Here is an 18,979-nt window from a genome sequence, read left to right as displayed (position 1 = left end):
ACTAGTTTAGGAGGCGTGAGCAAGCTTCCCGCCCCGCCCGAGCCGCTGCCGGAGCCCGTCTTCGACAGCCACTGCCATCTCGACGTCATGGTGGGCACCCGGCAGGCGTCCTCAGGAGATCCCGTCGCCCAGGCCGCTCAGGCGGCCTCGGCGAGCGTGCGGAGCATCCTGGAGGACGCCCGGTCGGTCGGCGTCACCGGGCTCGTCACGATCGGCTACGACCTCGCCTCCTCCCGCTGGTGCGCCCGGACGGCCGCCGAGCACGATCGCGTGCTCGCCGGCGTGGCCATCCACCCCAACGAGGCGCACGCCGCGACGCCCGAGGCGCTGGCCGAGATCGAGGCGCTGGCCGGGCGGCCCGAGGTGCGGGCCGTGGGGGAGACCGGGCTCGACTACTTCCGCGACTGGGCGAGCAAGGACGACCAGCACGCGAGCTTCCGCGCGCACATCGAGATCGCCAAGCGCACCGGCAAGGCCCTGGTGATCCACGACCGCGACGCGCACGACGACGTGCTCACGGTGCTGGCGGACGAGGGCGCGCCGGACAAGGTGGTCTTCCACAGCTACTCCGGTGACGCCGAGATGGCGAAGAAGTGCGCCGAGGCCGGATATTTCATGTCGTTCTCCGGGCCGGTGACGTACAAGAACGCCGGTCACCTGCGCGCGGCCGCCGCCGTCGCGCCGCTGGAGCTGCTGCTCGTCGAGACCGACGCGCCCTACCTGCCGCCGGTGCCGCACCGCGGCAAGCCCAACGCCCCCTACCTCATCCCGCTCACCCTCCGCTGCCTGGCCGAGGTCAAGGGAATCCAGGCCGCCGACCTCTGCGCGGCGATCAGCGCCAACGGAGTCAAGGTCTTCGGAGACTGGTGACCATTTTTCGGTGAAGCGGTGGAGACCGGCGCGGCGCCGCCGTTAGCGTTCGGGCGGTCACTCTCCGTCAGACGGAGGTGGCGCGTGACCGGAGGTGGTACGTGCGTGGCAGGAGACGCAAGCCGCGCCCGCCGATCCCGTGGCGCTCCCCCTGGACGTCAGTGGTGTGCCTGGCGGGCGGCGCGGCGGTGGCGGCGATCGTCGTCGCCTCGGCCATGGCCAAGGACGTGGTCGTGGTCGTGGACGGCAAGCGGACCGAGGTGCGGAGCTTCGCCGCGTCCGTACGTGACGCGCTCGGCGACGCCGGCGTGGCCCTCGGCTACGGCGACGTGGTGCGCCCGCCCGCCCACCAGCCGCTCGCCGACGGGGCCACGATCGAGGTGCGCCGCGCCCGCCCCATCACGCTGACGCTCGACGGCCGCACCAGCGAACACCTCGTCACCAGCACCGACGTCGCCGGCGCCCTCGCCGAGCTGGCCATCCCCGCCGCCGCCGGCCAGGTCTCCGCGCCACCCGACGAGGCCGTGCCGCTGTCCGGGATGGCGCTGACCGTCTACACCCGGCGCAAGGTGTACGTCGTCGCCGGAGCCACCCGCCTGGCCGCCCGCACCACCGCCAGGACCGTGCGCGAGGTGCTGCGGCAGGAGCGCGTCGGCGTCGGCCGCGGCTACCTGGTGGAGCCGCCGCTCTCCAGCTTCCCCAAGGACGGAACCGTCATCACGGTCACGCCGCCGCGTACCGATCCGGTCGAGCCGGAGGTCGCCGCGCTCAACTGGCGGGCGCTGGCGGCGTGCGTGTCGAAGGGCGATCCGCGGGCGTACAACGCGGAAGGGCCCTACTACGGGATGTACCAGTTCAGCGTGCCGATGTGGAAGGTCGTCGGCGGGCCGGGGCTGCCGTCGGACTGGCCGGAGGAGGAGCAGACGTACCGGGCGCAACTGCTCTACCAGCATGTGGCGGGGCGCTGGCAGGGCCAGTGGCCGACCTGCGGCGCCCGCCTGTTCACCCGCCCCTGAGCCCCGCCTGCTGCACCCGCCTGCATCCCCCGCCCCCGATTTGGCGCGGTCTCAGCCGGAGACGGACACTCCGAACTGGGCGCCCTTCGGGGGTCTCACCGTCTCCAGGCTCTCGGCGTTGCGCCCGGCCACGGCCACCTGCCCGCCCGGCCGCGCGTCCGGCCGCCCCACGAACAGCTTGTTGCCGCTGAAGGCCACCGACCAGCCGAACAGCCCCTCGGCGTCCGCCAGCCTGCGGTCCTCTGCGGCGTCCCGCCACGACACGACGCGCACGCCGCCCCCGTACGGGGCGCCGATCGCCAGCCTGCCGTCGGCCGAGGCCGCCAGCGCGAAGCCGAACCCGTCCCCGCCGCCCTGCTTGACCGTCCTGATGACCTTCCTGGCCGGGTTGAGCAGCTGCACGCTGCCGCCGCCCGGCGAGCTGATCGCGTACCCGGAGCCCTCGGAGTAGGCGACCGCGTAGCCGTAGCGGTCGCCGCTGCGGGCGGCGGGGGAGTCGAGCTTGAGACTGGTCAGCTTCGCCGCGAACACGTCGTCGAGGAACACCGCGGAACCCGAATTGATCTTGCCGGCCTCGATCTGGCGGCCCGCGCCGTCGTCGTTCTCGTACGGCACGCCGACGAGCAGCGCGTTGCCCAGCCCCCACGCCATCGACCAGCCGAACTGGTCGCCGACCTCGCTGTTGCCGCGTACGTCCACGCTCTCCTGGCTGATCCTGCGCAGCTCGCCCTCGCCCCTGCGCACGTAGACGGCGCCGGCGTCGGTGAACTGCTTGTCGTCCTCGTACGGGGCGCCGATCGCCAGCAGGTCGTCCCGCGCCGCCAGCGACCAGCCGAAGTGCGCGGACCGCTGCGGCTGCGCGGCCGTCAGCCGCACCGGCGGACGGCCCCCGCCGCCGTGGATCACGTACACGGCCCCCGCGTCCTGCTCGCCGCCCACGTCCGCGTACGGCGCCCCGACCACCAGATCGGCGCAGGCGTCGCCGTCCACCTTCGCCAGCCGTACGGACCAGCCGAAGCCGTCGCCCGCCGCCAGGCCGGGAACGGGCACCGGCACCACCTTGCCGCCGGACACCACGTGCACCGCGCCCTTGTCGTCGTCGCCGAACGGGTCGCCCACCGCCACGTCGTCCACGCCGTCGCCGTCGAAGTCGGCGGGCGTGGCGCAGGCCGCCGCGCGTACGGCCGTCACCGGCACGACCGTCGTCACCGTGGCCAGCAGCAACGCCCCCAGGGCGAGCAGCGGCGCCGCCGGTGGGCCCCCGAGTCTCACAACGTCACCTCGATCTGCTTGCCGTTCTCCAGCATCGTCGCCGTCAGCTTCACCGGCCTGCGGTACGTCGCCAGGTCGAACACGAACGCGCTGTCCACCCGCGCGCCCGGCAGGATCGCCGGAGGCAGGGTGACGGCGGCCGGATCGTGCTCGCCGCCCCGGTCGTCCACCAGGGTGACCACCGGCTGGACCAGCGCCCTGCGCTCGCCGCCCGGGTTGAGCATCGTCCAGCGGATCACGCAGAGCTGGCCCTGGGTGGCGACCTTGCCCTCGTACTCCTTCAGCCCGCACCGGGGCGCGGACGAGACGATCGCGATCGGGTCGTCGAGCTCGGCGCCCAGCGGGAACCTGCGGCCCACGTCGTTCGGCCGGGCGCTGGTGGTGGCCGCCGCGGTCCGCGACGGGTCGCCGCCGCCCGCCGTCGAGGGGCCGAGGTCACGGCCGGACGTCACGATCAGCACCGCCGCCGTCACCACGATCGCCACCACGGCCGCCGCGGCGGCGATCAGCCAGCGGGTGCCCGGCGTACGGTCGCCGCCGAGGGTGTCGGGCTCGTTCGGCAGCAGTTCGGGGGAGACGGCGGTGTGCCGGTCGCCCGGCTGGGTGTCGGCGGCGCGCTGCTCGGAATGCGCCATCCGCTGCAACTGCTCCCGCCCCGGCACACCCCCGGCCCCCCACGCCTCACCCGCGCGCCCCGGAGCCCCGTGGGACGACCGGCCCGCCGCGTCCTGCGCCGCCCGGCCGGATTCCTGCATCGTCGGACCTGAAGGCCCCTGGGCCGACCTGCCGGGTTCCTGTGCCGTCCGACCTGAAGGCTCCCGAGTCGCCCAGCCTGAGGACTCCTGGGCCGTCCGATCCGGCTCCTGGGTTGTCCAGCCTGGCCGTTCCTGTGCTGCCCGGCCTAAGGGCTCCTGTGCTGCCGGGCCTAAGGGCTCCTGTGCTGCCGGGCCTAAGGGCTCCTGTGCTGCCGGGCCTAAGGGCTCCTGGGCTGCCCGGCCTAAGGGCTCCTGGGCGGTGTGGCCGGGGGGCCCGGCGGCCGTGGCCGCGCCTGCTGAGCCGGTCGGCGGGATGTTCGGCCCGCCGCCTGTCCGCTCGCCCTCGCCGCCGTCCCCTTCGCCTCCGCGCCCGCCGCCCCGACCCGCGCCATCGCCGTCGCTCCTGCGCTTGAACAGACCGCGTACGCGCCCGGGACCACCGCCGCCGTCCTCATGCCCTGAGCCTTGGGAGGCGGGCCAGCGGGCCAGCTCTTCCTTGGCCGCCAGCTCCTCCCGCCGCGCCAGCTCCTCGAACGCCGCCTGCCCCCGCCCCGAAGCCCCACCCGCAGCCCCACCCGGAGCTCCGGCCGAGGGCCCGGCGGAGGCGCCGGACGGCAACGCCCCGGCATGGGAGACATGGGAGGCATTGGAGACACCGCCAGGCCCTCCGCCCGAGCCTCTACCGGCCGCGTCCCCCGGCGGCGGCGTCGTGAACGTGGCCGTGATGTCCGGCTCGTCCACCACGTTCCTCGGCGGCTGCCAGTCGCTCAGCATCTCGGTGGCGACCAGCGTCGGCGGGTTGATCGACGGTGCCGGCGTGTTCCCGCCCACGAGCGCGATCAGCAGGTCCTGCGCGGTGGGCCGTACCGCCGGATCCATCGAGGTGGCGAGGCGTACCAGCTCGTTGAGCGGAGCGGGCAGCGCGCCCAGGTCCGGCGGCGTGTTGAGCACGCGATGCGCCATGGTGATGGGGTCGCCACGCCCGAACGGGTGCCGTCCGTTGCCCGCGTACGCGATGAGGCATCCCCAGGCGAAGATGTCGACAGCCGGGCTGATCGCCTCCCCGCGTACCTGTTCGGGCGCCCACCACCCCGGACTGCCCAGCAGTTCGCCCGACATCGTGAACCCGGTCTCCCGGTCGAGCGCCCGCGCGATCCCGAAGTCGATCACACGGGGCCCGGACAGGGAGAGGATGACGTTGGCCGGCTTGAGGTCGCGGTGCACCAGCCCGGCCACGTGGATCGCGGCCAGCGCCGCCGCCACGCCCAGGCCGACGCCGTGTAACGGCCCCGGGTCCAGAGCCCCGAACTTGGAGATCTGCTCCGACAGCGGCGTGCCCGCGATGTACTCGGTCACCATGAAGGGGCGGCCGTCGCCGGTGTTGCCGTTGTCCAGGACCTGCGCAGTGCAGAACGACGCCACGCGGCGCGCGTTCTCCACCTCCGCGTGGAACCGGGCCGCGAACCCCTCCTGGTTGGCGAACTCCGCCTTCACGACCTTGAGCGCGACGAAGCGGCCCGTCGGCGCGCGGGCGAGGAAGACGGTCCCCATGCCGCCTTCGCCGAGTCGCCCCAGCAGGCGGTACGGGCCGATCTCCCGCAGGTCTGTTGGGCGGAGCGGCGCGGCGCCCGTTGGCTCCATGAGGGACGTCCCTTCCTGTTCCACGCCATCCTCTCCTTTGGCCTCCCCATCCGCCATCTCAAGTTCTTCGATGCGGGAGACTGGTTGGATGATGAGCCTGTTGGGCCCTGCAGAAATACGTATTTTGGCGGACAAGCTGAATCTTCGTCCGACAAAAAAGCTCGGCCAGAACTTCGTGATCGACGCGGGGACCGTCCGCCGGATCGTCCGTGTGGCCGAGCTGTCGGCCGACGACGTGGTCATAGAGGTCGGCCCCGGGCTCGGCTCGCTCACCCTGGCCCTGCTGCCGTCGGCCGCGCACGTGGTGGCCGTCGAGATCGACCCGGTGCTCGCGACCCAGCTCCCCCTCACGGTCGCCGAACGCGGCCTGGCCGACCGCCTCACGGTCGTCAACGCCGACGCCATGAAGATCACGCCCGACGACCTCGGCGGTCACGTGCCGACGGCTCTGGTGGCGAACCTGCCGTACAACGTGGCCGTCCCCGTCGTCCTCCACCTCCTGGAGGCACTTCCCTCCCTGCGCAAGGGGCTGGTCATGGTGCAGTCCGAGGTGGCCGACCGCCTCGCCGCCGGTCCCGGCTCCAAGGTGTACGGGGTGCCGTCGGTCAAGGCCGCCTGGTACGCGGACGTGCGGCGGGCCGGTCCGGTCGGCCGTACCGTCTTCTGGCCCGTCCCCAACGTCGACAGCGGCCTGGTCTCCCTCACCCGCCGCGAACCGCCGTCCACGACGGCCACCCGCGAGCAGGTCTTCGCCGTCGTGGACGCCGCCTTCGCCCAGCGCCGCAAGACCCTGCGCGCCGCTCTGGCGTCCTGGGCGGGCAGCGCCCCCGAGGCGGAGACCATCCTGCGCGCGGCCGGGGTGGACCCGTCGGCCCGCGGCGAACAACTCGACATCACCGCCTTCACCCGCATAGCCGAACTCAAGCCCTGACGACCCACCGCGTACGCACCCCGCTCCAACGCCCCGCCGAACGAATGCCCCGGCTCACCGGCGCCCGCACCCCCCGCCCACCACCAGAACCTGTAGCCCGGCCCTCGTGCTGGGCTTGTCTCCGCGGCAGCAGCCCGACCCACGCGCCACCCGCCGCAACCTCCGCCCGCTAAGCACCCGCCGCAACCGCACACCTCCGCCCGCTGACCACCCGCCGCAACCGCCACCCGCCGCAACCTCCGCTCCCTGACCGCCCGCCGCAACCGCCACCCGCCGCAACCTCCGCTCCCTGACCGCCCGTCGCTTATCCACAGGCACTCACCCCACCCCGCCCGCTCATCCACAGAATCCCGTTCGGCCCCTCGGCCGCCCGCTGTGTCGCAGGACCCTGGCCTCACCTCGTTCTCGTTCACGACCACGGAGGCCCGAATGTCCCGCCACAGCACAGCAGCGTCTCCCTCCGCCCCCTCGCATGCCGCCCCCTCGCATGCCGCCGCCCGTGATGCCGCCACCCCTGATGCGCGCGTCACCGCCGCCGGCCCGCTGGCCCGCACCGCCGCCCTCGCCTGCGCCATCTTCACCGCCACCACGGCCCTGGCCACCCCCGCCGAAGCCACGGCGACCACGACGATGGCGGCGGCGACGGCAGCAGAAGCCATCCGCCCCACCAAGAAACGCCTCACCCTGAAGAAGCTCACCAGGAGAAAGCTCACGAGCGGCCAGATCGCCGCCTCCGCGGCCCTGACCCAACTCGGCGTCTCCTTCTCCTGGGGCGGAGGCTCGGCGAAAGGCCCCACTCTCGGCATCGGCAGAGGCGCGGGCACCCGCGGCTTCGACTGCAGCGGCCTCACCCTCTACGCCTGGTCCAGAGCGGGCGTACGACTGAGCCACTACACCGGCGCCCAGTTCCGCCAGGGCCGCAGGATCACCCGCGCCGCCCGCCGCGCCGGGGACCTCCTCTTCTTCGGCGGCGGCCGAGGCGACCCCACTCATGTGGCCCTCTACCTGGGCGGCGGCTTGATGGTCCACGCCCCCAAGACCGGCGACGTGGTCCGCACCACGAGCTTCGCCAAGTCCTCCTACTTCCGCGCGGTCTACCGCGGCACCGTACGCCCGGGATGACCGGCGACGGCGGCCACGACCCCGCCCACCACCTCCGCGAGCACGTCCCGATCCCCTCCAGAGCCGCTCCCGGGGTCGCCGGCCTCGTACTCCATGAGCCCGAGGCCGGCCACCTCGAACCGCCCGCCGATCGCCGTCACCAACGAAAGCAGCCGCTCGGGATGCATGCCGCCAGGCGTAGGACACCCCACGCTCAGGAAGACGTCCGGGTCGAGCACGTCGAGGTCGATGTGCACGTACACGGCGGCGTCCGGACCGCCCGCCGCCTCGATCGCGGCGAGAAGAGCTTCCGCCGTTCCCGTCTCCGCCATCGTCACCCACCGGATGCCGGCGTCCGTCACGAAGGCCGACTCGGGCGGATCGAGATCCCGCACCCCGGCCAGCACGATCCGCCGCGGGTCCAGCGGCTCCTCGGCCGTCAGCCCTTCCGGCCCCTCGCCGGTGAGCGCCCGCAGCACCATCCCGTGATAGGCGCCCGACGGCGACGACTCCGGTGTGTTCAGATCGCCGTGGGCGTCGAACCACACCACCACCAGCCGATCGCCGTACCGCCTGCGCGCCGCCGACACAGGCTCCAGCTCCACCCCGCAGTCCCCGCCCACGGCGACGACCAGCGTGCCATCGGCGCCATCAGCGTCATCGGCGACCTTGTCGACCGCGGCCCGCACCCGAGCGGCCGTGACGCCAAGATCACTGTCCTCGACCGCCACCCGCACCCTCTGCGCGGCGCCGCCCACCGCGCGAGCCGTCGCCGCCTCGACGAGCTCCGCGACGACCCGCGCCCCTTCGCGCAGCCGCTCCGCCGTACGCGCGCCAGACCCCCGCCACTGCGGTACCTCAACAACCGCAACCTTCCGCAACAACGCCACAAACCCTCCCTTGGTCTCACGAGACCCCAGGTCTGCCATCACTCGTCGTAACTACGCAGCATGGGGGCAAATGGTCATCAACCTGACTGTACGTGTCGAGGATCCGGCCGTTCCGCGGCTCATCTTCCGAGAACCGCATGTCAGGGCTCCGGGCACCGATAACATCGAGTGTTCTTGACCCCGGCAAGCGATGAGAGTGGCAGAAAATCGATGAGTTCGGTGACCGTACGTGTGCCTGCGAAGGTCAACGTGCAGCTTTCTGTCGGCCCGCTCAGGGATGATGGCTACCACGACCTGGTCAACGTCTTTCACGCCGTGTCGATCTTCGACGAGGTGGTGGCCAAGGAGTCCGAGTCCATCACCGTGTCGGTCAACGGCAAGTGGGCCGACCAGGTGCCGGTGGACGACAGCAACCTGGCGATCCGCGCCGCCCGCGCCCTCGCCAAGCACGCCGGACGCACCTACGGGGCAGACCTCATCATCAACAAGGACATCCCGGTGGCGGGCGGCATGGCGGGCGGCAGCGCCGACGCCGCCGGAGCCCTGGTGGCGTGCAACGAGCTCTGGGGGCTCGGGCTGCCGTTCGACGATCTGATGGAGATCGCCGGAGATCTCGGCAGCGACGTCCCGTTCTCCCTGCTCGGCGGCACCGCCGTCGGCACCGGCCGGGGCGAGCAGCTGAGCGAGCTGCCCACGGGCGGCACGTTCCACTGGGTGTTCGCGCTCGCCGACGGCGGCCTCTCCACGGCCAGCGTCTACGCCGAATGCGACCGGCTGCGGGCCGCCGAGGCGGCGGAAGTGCCCTGGCCGCAGCTCAACGACTCCCTCCTGGAGGCGCTGGGCACCGGCGACGCCTACGCCCTCGGCTCCCACCTCAGCAACGACCTCCAGCCCGCCGCCCTCAACCTGCGTCCGGAGCTCGCTCCTACGCTGGAGGCCGGTCGCCAGCACGGCGCGCTGGGCGCCATCGTCTCCGGCTCCGGCCCCACCTGCGCGTTCCTCGCCATCGACGCCCTTCACGCCCGCGACCTGGCCGGCAGCCTCACGGCCACAGGCGCCGCGCACACCGCCGTCCCGGCCCACGGCCCCGTCCACGGCGCCACCCTGGTCTGATCCGCCCTCTCGCCGCCTCGCCCCCTGAGCTTGAAACGGTCGAGGCGACGGGCGATCGCCGTGCGACAGTGTCCTCCACAGGAGAGCCCACCAGCGCCCAAGGCGGCGAAGGCGGCGAAGGCGGCGGCATGGCGGCGGCATGGCGACGGCATGGCGACGGCATGGCCACGGGGGCTGCTGAGAAGCCCCGACCGCGCAGCCTCACAGCCGGGATCTCAGCACGTCGACCTCACAGCCTGGCGCGAACGGATCGAAGCCGTGCTCGACCAGCCAGCGAACATTCAGCAGGCTTCGCAACGACCACCACGCGCGGATCACGTCGAGGTCGACGTCGGTGCCGTAGCCGGTGACGACGTCGCCGAGGTGCTCCTCGTGTCCGAGCGTCAAGGTGGCGAGGTCGTACAGGGCATCACCTTGGCCCGCCTCGGACCAGTCGATGATGCCCGTGATCCCGTCGCCGTCGACGAATACGTGATCGATCTGCAGGTCGCCGTGTGTGAACACCGGTGTCCACGGCCGGAGCGCGACCTCGGCGACCTGGCGGTTGCGGGTGACCAGGTCGGCGGGCAGGACGCCGTTCGTCACGAGCCACTCGCACTCGCGATGGAGATCCGCCGCCAACTCGTCGAGACCTCGGCTGGCCTGGCCGGGCCAGGGCGGCAACGGCGCGTCGTGCAACCTCCGGATGGTGGCGCCCGCCGCGGCCCACGCTGCCGGAGACGCGGCCGACGGCTCGCCGAGGCGGCCGAGCGCCGTCCCCGGGACCGCGGCGATCGCGAGCACCGGCGGCTTGTGCCACAGGACCTCCGGGGTCGGGACCGGCGCCAGGGTCATCGCCTTGACCTCGACGTCGATGCGCGCCTGATCGGCGTCGACCTTCAGGAACACGTCGCCGATGCGCAGGGTCGCGCGCTCGGAGTGGGCGACGACCATCTTGACCTCGTCCATGGGCGACCAGTATCCCGGGGGCGATCGCCGGCGTCGCCGGGGTTTTCGCCAGCCGGCGATCCCAGCTCGGTGACCGAGATGGACAGGTCGGTGCGCAGCAACCGCTCGCCGTAGAAGTCGAAGAACGCCCGCCCCACCGGCGACTTGAGAAACGCCACGCCACCGGGGTGTGCCAGGAGTAACGGTGGTGGTCCTGGAGTCGGCGCAGGGCGCCGAAGAAGGGCGGGAGGAGCTTCCTGGCGTAGTGGTCGGCGGCGTGGGCGATGCGCCCGGCGATGAACTGCGGGGTGTCCTCCAGCGGGTGGACGTAACCCTGGATGACCTCGTAGACCCAGAGCGGAAGCTCCTGCTCCTGGGTCATGAGGAAGACGGGCAGCCCGCGGAACCGCTTGGCGACCGCGCCGAGCAGCTCCTCGGCCCCGGGCGCGTCCCACGGGACTTCGGTGACGGCGGCCAGGACCGTTCGCTCCATGGGGCACTCCGTGGTCGGGGGAGGGCCCGAAGGTCATGCCGGCCACTCATCACGGAAACGGTGAGCGATGACAAAGCGACTCAGTGTCATGGAAGGGTCGGCGGGTCCGTTCCGGGGATCGCGGCCGCCGGCCGGCCGGAGGCGTGGGCCGGGAAGACGGCGAGGAGCTGGGCGGGGAGCCGATACCCTGAGTACGTCATGAATCTGGTCAATCTTGAGTCGGTCTCCCACGCCTACGGGCCCAAGCCTCTCCTCAGCGACGTCTCCCTGGGCATCGAGGCCGGGGAGCGCATCGGCGTCGTCGGGCGCAACGGAGGCGGCAAGACGACCCTGATGTCGGTGATCGCGGGGGAGGTGCGGCCCGACAGCGGACGGGTCACGCACACCCGCAACCTCCGGATCGGGTTCCTGTCGCAGCACGACGCGCTCGACCCGGCCGCCACCGTACGCGAGATCGTGCTGGGCGAGCTGGCCGAGCACGAGTGGGCGGGCGACCAGGCGATCCGCGAGATCCTGACCAACCTGATCGGCGACCTCGACCTCGGCTCCAGGGCGGCGGACCTGTCGGGCGGCGAGCGCAGGCGCACGGCGCTGGCCAAGCTGCTCATCGACGACCACGACCTGATCATGCTGGACGAGCCCACCAACCACCTCGACATCGAGGCCATCGCCTGGCTCGCCGCGCACCTGTCGGGCCGCAAGAGCGCCCTGCTCGTGGTGACGCACGACCGGTGGTTCCTCGACGCGGTCTCCACCCGCACGTGGGAGGTCGTGGACGGGCGCGTCGAGCGCTACGAGGGCGGCTATGCGGCGTACGTGCTGGCCAAGGCCGAGCGGGCGCGCATCGCCCAGGCCGCCGAGGAACGCCGTCAGAACCTCATGCGCAAGGAGATCGCCTGGCTGCGGCGCGGCCCGCCCGCCCGTACGTCCAAGCCGAAGTTCCGCATCGACGCCGCCCAGGCCCTCATCGCGAACGAGCCCCCTGCGCGCGAGACGGTCGAGCTGATGCGCTTCGCCGCGGCCCGGCTCGGCAAGACGGTCTACGACCTGGAGGATGTCACCCTGCACGCGGGCGGTCCCGGCAGCGGGCCGCTGGTGCTGGACCGGTGCACGTGGCAGTTCGGCCCCGGCGACCGCGTCGGGCTGGTCGGCGTCAACGGCTCCGGCAAGTCGTCGGTGCTGCGGCTGCTCGCCGACACGGTCAAGCCCGACTCGGGCCGCGTCGTCAGGGGCCGCACCGTACGCCTCGCGCACCTGTCGCAGGAGCTCACGGAGCTGGACCCGACGCGACGGGTGCTGGAGTCGGTCGAGGAGATCCGTAAATACCTCCAGCTCGGCAAGAAGGAGTGGTCGGCGTCCCAGCTGCTCGAACGCCTCGGCTTCAAGGGCGACGCGCAGTGGAAGGTGATCGGCGACCTGTCCGGCGGCGAGCGGCGGCGGCTGCAGCTCCTCCGGCTGCTCATGGACGACCCCAACGTGCTGCTGCTCGACGAGCCCACCAACGACCTCGACATCGAGACGCTCAACGAGCTGGAAGACCTGCTCGACGGCTGGCCGGGCACGCTCGTCCTGGTCAGCCACGACCGCTACTTCCTGGAGCGGGTCACCGACCGGTGCGTGGCGCTGCTGGGCGACGGGCGGCTGTCGCTGCTGCCCGGAGGGGTGGACGAATACCTCGAACGGCGGGCCGCGGGCACCGCGCTGACCGCCCGGGTGGCGGGCGGGGCCTCGTCGTCAGGCGCCGGCAACGCGGCGGCTTCCCCCTCGGCGAACGCAGGCGGTGGCGCCACGGCGACCGGTGAGCTGTCGGCCAAGGAGGAGCGCGAGCTGCGCAAGGAGCTCAACCGCCTGGAGCGCCAGCTCGACAAGCTGACCGGCCAGGAGGAGCGGCTGCACGCGGCCATGGCGGAGGCGGCCAGCGACTACGCCAGGCTCGGCGCGCTGGACGGCGAGCTCCGCGAGATCACGGCGCAGAAGGACGCGATCGAGTCGGAGTGGCTGGAGCTCGCCGACCGCCTCGGCGACTGACGGCCCCCGCCGCCGCAGGCAAGGCGGGGCCGGGGTAAGGGCCGCTTGGGGGTGAGCGGTGCGGGTGTCCCTGGCGGGTCAGCTGGGGGAGTCGAACGGGGCCAGCAGGGTGCGGAGCTGCGAGGCGAGCGTCCGCTGGTCATCGGCGTCGAGCCCCGACAGCAGCTCGTGCTCCCGCCGCAGCAGGTCGGCGAAGGCCGCGTCCACCCGGGAGCGCCCCGTGTCCGTCAGGGACACCAGGACGCCGCGCCGGTCCTCGGGGTCCGGCCGGCGGCGTACGAGCCCGGCCTGGGCGAGGCGGTCGATGCGGTTGGTCATGGTCCCAGAGGTGACCAGGGTGGCCCGGAGCAGGGTGCCCGGGCTCAGCTCGTACGGTTTGCCGGCCCGGCGCAGTGCGGTGAGCACGTCGAACTCCCACGGTTCGAGGTCGTGCTCGGCGAAGGCCGCCCGCCGCGCCCGATCGAGATGCTTGGCGAGGCGTGACACTCTGGAGAGCACCTGGAGCGGCTCGACGTCGAGGTCGGGGCGTTCCGTCCGCCAAGCGGCGACGAGGCGATCGACCTCGTCCCTAGCTTCCTCCGTCATGACACCCAAGTGTACTGTCTTGACATCGAGATATCTCTCTCGATATCAATTATCTTTATGTCAAGAGATATGTGGGATCCGGTGTCCTACGCGGTGTACGCCGACGAGCGTTCCCGGCCGTTCATCGAGCTCGTCTCCAGGGTGGGGGCCGTCGATCCCGATTATGTCGTGGACGTCGGCTGCGGCAGCGGCGAACTCACCGCCGAGCTGGCCACCCGCTGGCCGCGGGCGACCGTCGAGGGCTTCGACTCCTCGCCCGCCATGATCAGCAAGGCGCGCGCCCTCGGCACGTCCGTACGGTTCGCCGTCGCCGACGCCGAGACCTGGCGGCCCGACCGGCCCGTGGACGTGATCGTCTCGAACGCCGTCCTCCAGTGGGTGCCCGGCCACCGCGCGGTGCTCGAACGCTGGATGGAGGCGCTGGCCGCGGGCGGCTGGCTGGCGTTCCAGGTGCCGGGCAACTTCGACGCCCCGAGCCACGTCGCCATCCGGGAACTGTGCGCCTCGCGGACCTGGTCCGACAAGCTGTCCGGTTACCGGCGGCCCACCGAGGTGGACGACGCCCTCGGCTACTGCGACCTGCTCAACCAGGGCGGCACGCAGGTGGACGCCTGGGAGACGACGTACGTGCACGTGCTGAAGGGCGAGAACCCCGTGCTGGACTGGGTGTCGGGGACGGCCCTGCGCCCCATCCTCGACCGGCTGGACCACGGGGACCAGCGGCGCTTCAAGGCCGACCTCGGCGAGCTGCTGGCGCGGGCGTATCCGGCGAGGAGCTATGGCACGCCGTTCCCGTTCCGCCGCGTCTTCGTGGTGGCGCAGAAATGATCACGGTCCGCGAGCGGGGCGCATCCCGCCTTCCCGCTGCCGCGACCTCGGTGATGTTCACCTAACGGTGGCAGAATTGTCCGAAATCGGACTTTGTGAGGTGCAGTGGGCATCGAGATCGAGGACAAGTTCGACGTTCCGCGGGACTACGCGCTTCCCGACCTGACCGACCTCGCCACCGACGTCGCCGGGCCGAAGAGCCACCGGCTCGTCGCGCTCTACTACGACACGCCCGACCTGCGGCTGGCCGCCAGAGGCGTGACGCTCAGGCGGCGAAGGGGCGGCGACGACGCCGGCTGGCACCTCAAGCTGCCCAAGGCCAAGGGCGTCCGGCAGGAGATCGCCGTGCCGCTCACCCGGAGCACCACGCTCGTCCCCCCGGAGCTGGCCGAGCTGGTCCGCGCCTACACCCGCGGCGCCGAGCTGGAGGTGGTCGCCGAACTGGACACCCGCAGGAGCGTCACCGTCCTGCGCGACGGCGGGGCCAGGCTGCTGGAGGTCGCCGACGACGACGTCAAGGCCACCGACCGCCGCGAGGGCGGCCGGGTCCTACGCTGGCGCGAGGTCGAGGCCGAGCTGATCGACGAGAGCCGGCGGGCGCTGCTGGCCAAGGTGGGCAAGCGCCTCAGGAAGGCCGGCGCCAAGCCGTCCGGATCCGCCAGCAAGCTCGCGAAAGTGCTCCGACCGGCCCCGCCGCCCCTGGCCGCCTGCGACCCGGGCTCGGCGGGCGAGGCCGTGCTCGCCTACCTCGCGAGCCAGGTGGACGCCCTCCTCTCCCAGGACCCCCGGGTACGCCGCGCCGAGGAGGACGCCGTCCACCAGATGCGCGTGGCCTCCCGGCGGCTGCGCAGCGCGCTGAAGGCGTTCAGGACCGTGGTGACCGGCACCGAGCAGCTCCAGGACGAGCTGCGCCGGCTCGGCACCGTGCTCGGCGAGGCGCGCGACCTGGAGGTCATGAGGGCCAGGTTCGCCGAGAGGCTGGCCGGGCTGCCGCCCGAGCTGGTCGTCGGCCCGATCGAGGACCGCCTCGGCGCCGACCTGCTCGCCCGCGAGCGGGACGCCTACGAACGGATCAAGGACGCCCTCAGCGACGAGCGCTACTACACGCTGCTGAACGACCTCGACGCGCTGCTCGCCGGCCCGAGCCTCGGCAAGGCCGCGCCGAAGCCGGCGAAGGAGCGGCTCGCCGCCATCGCGGCGGACAACTGGAACCGGGTGACCAAGGCGTACGACAGGGCTCAGGCCGTCGAGGACCCGGGCCGCCACGAGACCGCCATGCACGACGTGCGCAAGGCGGCCAAACGCGCTCGTTACACCGCGGAAGCGCTCCAGCCCACCCTTGGCAAGGACATGGCCAAGCTCGCCAGGCGGGCCGAGGAGATCCAGGAGGTGCTGGGGGCGCACCAGGACGGCGTGGTCGCGCAGGACACGCTGACGAAGGAGGCGGACAGCGCCAGGCGGGCGGGCGAGGACACCTTCACGTACGGGCTGCTCGTGGGGATCGAGCGGGACCTCGCCGCGCGGGCGCACGCGGACTTCCCGGGGGTGTGGGCGGAGACGGTCAAGGCGGTGGAGAAGCTGCTGTGACCGGGTGACGCTCGACGGCGACGACCCGGTCGCCCACGCGGTGCACCACGGCGAACGCGCCCTTGCGCAGGCTGATCTCCTTGCCGGTGAGGGCCTGGATCAGCCCGGGCAGCACCTTGCCGTGGCTGCACACGGCCGCGGGGACGGTGAGCTCGCGCACCAGGACGGGCGTCTTGCGCGGGTCCTGGCCCTCCTCGCTGAGCAGCGGGTCCAGCAGGATCTCGCCCCCGTACGGCTCCAGCGTCTGCACGCAGCGCGCGCTCGGTGAGCTCATCAGCAGCTCGGGCCGGTAGGCGGGCAGCGCGGTGGCCAGGACGGCGGCCTGGGCCCGCCCGCCGGCGTCGAGCGGGCGGCGCTCGTCGTCGCCGTCCCACTCGGCGCGGGAGCCGGCCGTGGCGTGCCGGACGAGCACGAGGGGCACGGTCTCCAGCGGGGCGGCGGTCAGGTGGCGCAGCAGCTCGGCGTCCCACCCGTACGTCAGCAGCGCCCCGGCCTCCTCCAGCGGCAGCCAGCGCAGCTCGTCGACCTCCTCGCCGGGGGTGAAGCCGTCGTCGGCGGTCACCCGCGCGGCCCAGTAGTCGACCCGCTTGAGCCGGCCCCGCACGAGGTAGTGGGCGGGCGGCAGAGGGCGGCCGAGCGTGACCATGAGGCCGGTCTCCTCGCGCACCTCGCGCAGCGCGGCGGCGACCACGTGCTCGCCGGGTTCGAGCTTGCCCTTGGGGAGGGTCCAGTCGCCATATGCGGGGCGGTGGATGACGACCACCTCGGGACGGCTCGCCGGCCCCCGCCAGACCACGGCTCCGGCGGCCCGGAGCACTTCAGTCGTCAACGGTCCTCCATCGGCGGGTGCTGATGAGATGGGTCTGGAGGTCCTCGCCGGGGTGGCGGGCCCAGGAGCCGTCGGGGCCCAGCCACCACGTGCTCGTCGTCTCGGCCATGGCGAGGTCCATCAGCTCGACGAGGTAGGCCTTGTGCTGCTGCGAGGTGACCTTGACCAGGGCCTCGACGCGGCGGTCGAGGTTGCGGCGCATGAGGTCGGCGCTGCCGATCCAGATCTCGGGCCGCCGCCCGAGGCCGAACTCGTAGACGCGGGAGTGCTCCAGGAACCGCCCCAGGACCGACCGGACGCGGATGTTGTCCGACAGGCCGGGCACGCCTGGACGGAGCAGGCAGATGCCGCGTACCCACAGGTCGACCGGCACCCCGGCCCGCGAGGCGCGGTAGAGGGCGTCGATGATCGGTTCGTCGACCAGCGAGTTGGTCTTGATGCGGATGCGGGCGGGACGCCCGGCCTGCTGGTGGGCGATCTCCCGCTCGATCCTGGCCACCAGGCCGCTGCGCATCGAGTGGGGGGCGACGAGCAGGCGGCGGTAGGCGGAGTGGTTGGAGTAGCCGGTCAGGTGGATGAACAGGTCGGTGACGTCCTCGCCGACCAGCGGGTCGGCGGTGAGCAGGCCGAAGTCCTCGTACTGGCGGGCGGTCTTGGGGTTGTAGTTGCCGGTGCCGATGTGGCAGTAGCGGCGCAGCTCGCCCGAGGGCTCCTGGCGGACGACGAGCGCCAGCTTGCAGTGGGTCTTCAGGCCGACCACGCCGTAGACGACGTGGCAGCCGGCCCGCTCCAGCTTGCGCGCCCAGGAGATGTTGGCGTGCTCGTCGAACCTGGCCTTGATCTCCACGACCACGACGACCTGCTTGCCCGCCTCGGCCGCGTCGATGAGCGCGTCGACGATGGGGGACTGGCCGCTGGTGCGGTAGAGGGTCTGCTTGATCGCCAGGACGCGCGGGTCGGCGGCGGCGATCTCGATGAAGCGCTGCACGCTCGTGGCGAAGGAGTCGTACGGGTGGTGCAGCAGGACGTCGCGCTCGCGCAGCGTGGTGAAGATGTCGTCCTCGGCGCTGATGGCCTCGGCCGGCACGAACGGGCGGTAACTGAGCTCCCCGCGCTCCAGGTCGGCGATGGCGTGCAGGCCCGACAGGTCGAGCGGCCCCGGCAGCCGGTAGATCTCGTGCGGGGCCAGCTCCAGCTCCTCCACGAGCGGGGCCAGCACCTCCGGCGTCATCGTCTCCTCGACCTCCAGCCGCACCGGCGGGCCGAAGCGCCGCTTGAGCAGCTCCTTCTCCAGGGCCTGCATGAGGTTCTCGGTGACGTCCTCGTCGACGTCGAGGTCCTCGTTCCTGGTGACGCGGAAGACGTGGTGCTGGAGGATCTCCATGCCCTTGAAGAGCTGGCCCAGGTGGGCCGCGATGACGTCCTCCAGCGGGACGAAGCGGTCCTTCGACGCCAGGATGAACCGGGGGAGCTGCGAGGGCACCTTGACCCGGGCGAAGACGGTGTGGTCCGTGGCCGGGTTGCGGACGAGGACGGCCAGGTTGAGGCTGAGGCCCGAGATGTACGGGAACGGGTGCGCGGGGTCCACCGCCAGCGGCGTGAGCACCGGCCGGATGCGCTCCCTGAACAGCTTGCGCAGCTCGGTGCGCTCCTCGCGGTCGAGGTCCTCCCAGCGGACGATCTCGATGCCCTCGGAGGCGAGCTGCGGGCAGATCTTGTCGTGGAAGACGGCGGCGTGCCGCCGGGCCAGCGCGTCGGCGACGCCGGCGAGGCGGATCAGCTCCTCGCGGGGCTTGAGTCCGCTCTTGGTCCGCAGCAGCAGCCCGGTGGCCATCCGCCGTTTGAGCCCGGCGACCCGGACCCGGAAGAACTCGTCGAGGTTGCTCGCGAAGATCGCCAGGAAACGCACCCGCTCCAGCAGGGGGAGAGCGGAGTCCTCGGCCAGTTCGAGCACGCGCTCGTTGAACTGGAGCCAGCTCTCCTCCCGGTTGAGGAAGCGCTCCTGCGGCAGCGGCAGATCATTGGCAGGAGGCACCGGTTCTGCGGACATATGGCGTATATTGCCCCGTTCGGTTGAACATCACGTTAACGGCGCCGCAACGCTCGTTTCCGC

General features: G+C 72.3%; 16 protein-coding genes and 1 pseudogene. 8 read left to right on the top strand and 9 right to left on the bottom strand.

The genetic code is table 11. The annotated features are described in order from the left end of the window. Positions 1-15 precede the first annotated feature (15 nt). Together Nocox_RS37740 and Nocox_RS37735 are read left to right on the top strand one after the other, a co-directional pair. Positions 16-870, top strand: coding sequence for a TatD family hydrolase (locus Nocox_RS37740; RefSeq protein WP_020545233.1), 855 nt, complete (start codon positions 16-18; stop codon positions 868-870). Between the two features lie 101 nt (positions 871-971). Beyond that, positions 972-1,886 (top strand): resuscitation-promoting factor, encoded by a 915-nt coding sequence (locus Nocox_RS37735; RefSeq protein WP_157383246.1) that lies wholly within the window; start codon positions 972-974, stop codon positions 1,884-1,886. Positions 1,887-1,937: 51 nt separating this feature from the next. Here the strand turns inward: Nocox_RS37735 and Nocox_RS37730 are convergent, their stop codons facing one another. Both Nocox_RS37730 and Nocox_RS43460 read right to left on the bottom strand, forming a co-directional pair. After that, positions 1,938-3,158, bottom strand: a complete 1,221-nt coding sequence (locus tag Nocox_RS37730) for an FG-GAP repeat protein (protein WP_020545231.1) — start codon at positions 3,156-3,158, stop codon at positions 1,938-1,940. Beyond that, entirely contained in the window at positions 3,155-5,578 is a 2,424-nt protein-coding gene (locus Nocox_RS43460) for a serine/threonine-protein kinase (RefSeq protein WP_246649673.1), read from the bottom strand. The genes Nocox_RS37730 and Nocox_RS43460 overlap by 4 nt, the downstream gene beginning before the upstream one ends. 67 nt (positions 5,579-5,645) lie before the next feature. Between Nocox_RS43460 and rsmA the strand changes: the two genes are divergently transcribed. Next, a complete protein-coding gene (gene rsmA, locus Nocox_RS37720; protein ID WP_425517810.1) occupies positions 5,646-6,485 on the top strand; it encodes a 16S rRNA (adenine(1518)-N(6)/adenine(1519)-N(6))-dimethyltransferase RsmA in 840 nt (279 codons plus the stop codon). 429 nt (positions 6,486-6,914) lie between these two features. Continuing rightward, on the top strand, positions 6,915-7,607 hold the full coding sequence (locus Nocox_RS37715) for an NlpC/P60 family protein (RefSeq protein ID WP_157383245.1): 693 nt from the start codon (positions 6,915-6,917) through the stop codon (positions 7,605-7,607). On the opposite strand, the gene Nocox_RS37710 is transcribed toward Nocox_RS37715, so the two are convergent. Further along, positions 7,580-8,470 carry an arginase family protein gene (locus Nocox_RS37710; RefSeq protein WP_157383244.1) on the bottom strand — a complete coding sequence of 297 codons (891 nt, stop codon included), beginning with the start codon at positions 8,468-8,470 and terminating at the stop codon, positions 7,580-7,582. The two genes, Nocox_RS37715 and Nocox_RS37710, sit on opposite strands and share 28 nt — an antisense overlap. A 216-nt stretch (positions 8,471-8,686) precedes the next feature. Between Nocox_RS37710 and Nocox_RS37705 the strand changes: the two genes are divergently transcribed. Beyond that, the gene (locus Nocox_RS37705; protein WP_033410069.1) at positions 8,687-9,589 is read left to right on the top strand and encodes a 4-(cytidine 5'-diphospho)-2-C-methyl-D-erythritol kinase; all 903 of its coding nucleotides are present in this window, start codon (positions 8,687-8,689) and stop codon (positions 9,587-9,589) included. 201 nt (positions 9,590-9,790) lie between these two features. Here the strand turns inward: Nocox_RS37705 and Nocox_RS37700 are convergent, their stop codons facing one another. The 3 genes and pseudogenes from Nocox_RS37700 to Nocox_RS44290 form a co-directional block, all read right to left on the bottom strand. Beyond that, positions 9,791-10,537: a phosphotransferase family protein gene (locus tag Nocox_RS37700; protein WP_020545225.1), complete on the bottom strand. Its 747-nt coding sequence runs from the start codon at positions 10,535-10,537 to the stop codon at positions 9,791-9,793. Then, positions 10,468-10,674 (bottom strand): hypothetical protein, encoded by a 207-nt coding sequence (locus Nocox_RS44295; protein WP_425517809.1) that lies wholly within the window; start codon positions 10,672-10,674, stop codon positions 10,468-10,470. The genes Nocox_RS37700 and Nocox_RS44295 overlap by 70 nt, the downstream gene beginning before the upstream one ends. Positions 10,675-10,838: 164 nt before the next feature. Then, a pseudogene (locus Nocox_RS44290) lies at positions 10,839-10,898 on the bottom strand (hypothetical protein); the annotation flags it as partial. A 309-nt stretch (positions 10,899-11,207) separates the two neighbouring features. Here Nocox_RS44290 and Nocox_RS37685 point away from each other — a divergent pair. Beyond that, a complete protein-coding gene (locus Nocox_RS37685) occupies positions 11,208-13,037 on the top strand; it encodes an ABC-F family ATP-binding cassette domain-containing protein (protein ID WP_020545224.1) in 1,830 nt (609 codons plus the stop codon). A gap of 78 nt (positions 13,038-13,115) precedes the next feature. Here Nocox_RS37685 and Nocox_RS37680 read toward each other — a convergent pair whose 3' ends face one another. Continuing rightward, a complete protein-coding gene (locus Nocox_RS37680) occupies positions 13,116-13,622 on the bottom strand; it encodes a MarR family winged helix-turn-helix transcriptional regulator (RefSeq protein WP_020545223.1) in 507 nt (168 codons plus the stop codon). Positions 13,623-13,703: 81 nt separating this feature from the next. Here Nocox_RS37680 and Nocox_RS37675 point away from each other — a divergent pair, with 81 nt between their 5' ends. After that, positions 13,704-14,450: a trans-aconitate 2-methyltransferase gene (locus Nocox_RS37675; protein ID WP_246649672.1), complete on the top strand. Its 747-nt coding sequence runs from the start codon at positions 13,704-13,706 to the stop codon at positions 14,448-14,450. A 105-nt stretch (positions 14,451-14,555) separates the two neighbouring features. Then, positions 14,556-16,037 carry a CYTH and CHAD domain-containing protein gene (locus Nocox_RS37670; protein WP_020545221.1) on the top strand — a complete coding sequence of 494 codons (1,482 nt, stop codon included), beginning with the start codon at positions 14,556-14,558 and terminating at the stop codon, positions 16,035-16,037. On the opposite strand, the gene Nocox_RS37665 is transcribed toward Nocox_RS37670, so the two are convergent. Together Nocox_RS37665 and Nocox_RS37660 are read right to left on the bottom strand one after the other, a co-directional pair. After that, positions 16,012-16,866, bottom strand: coding sequence for an NUDIX hydrolase (locus Nocox_RS37665; RefSeq protein WP_026214775.1), 855 nt, complete (start codon positions 16,864-16,866; stop codon positions 16,012-16,014). The genes Nocox_RS37670 and Nocox_RS37665 overlap by 26 nt on opposite strands. Beyond that, a complete protein-coding gene (locus Nocox_RS37660; RefSeq protein WP_020545219.1) occupies positions 16,856-18,916 on the bottom strand; it encodes an RNA degradosome polyphosphate kinase in 2,061 nt (686 codons plus the stop codon). The genes Nocox_RS37665 and Nocox_RS37660 overlap by 11 nt, the downstream gene beginning before the upstream one ends. Positions 18,917-18,979: the final 63 nt, after the last annotated feature.

The sequence above is a fragment of the Nonomuraea coxensis DSM 45129 genome (genome assembly GCF_019397265.1).
Lineage (GTDB): Bacteria > Actinomycetota > Actinomycetes > Streptosporangiales > Streptosporangiaceae > Nonomuraea > Nonomuraea coxensis.
The sequence above is the reverse complement of the archived record's forward strand: the minus strand, read 5'-3'. Positions and strand labels throughout refer to the sequence as shown.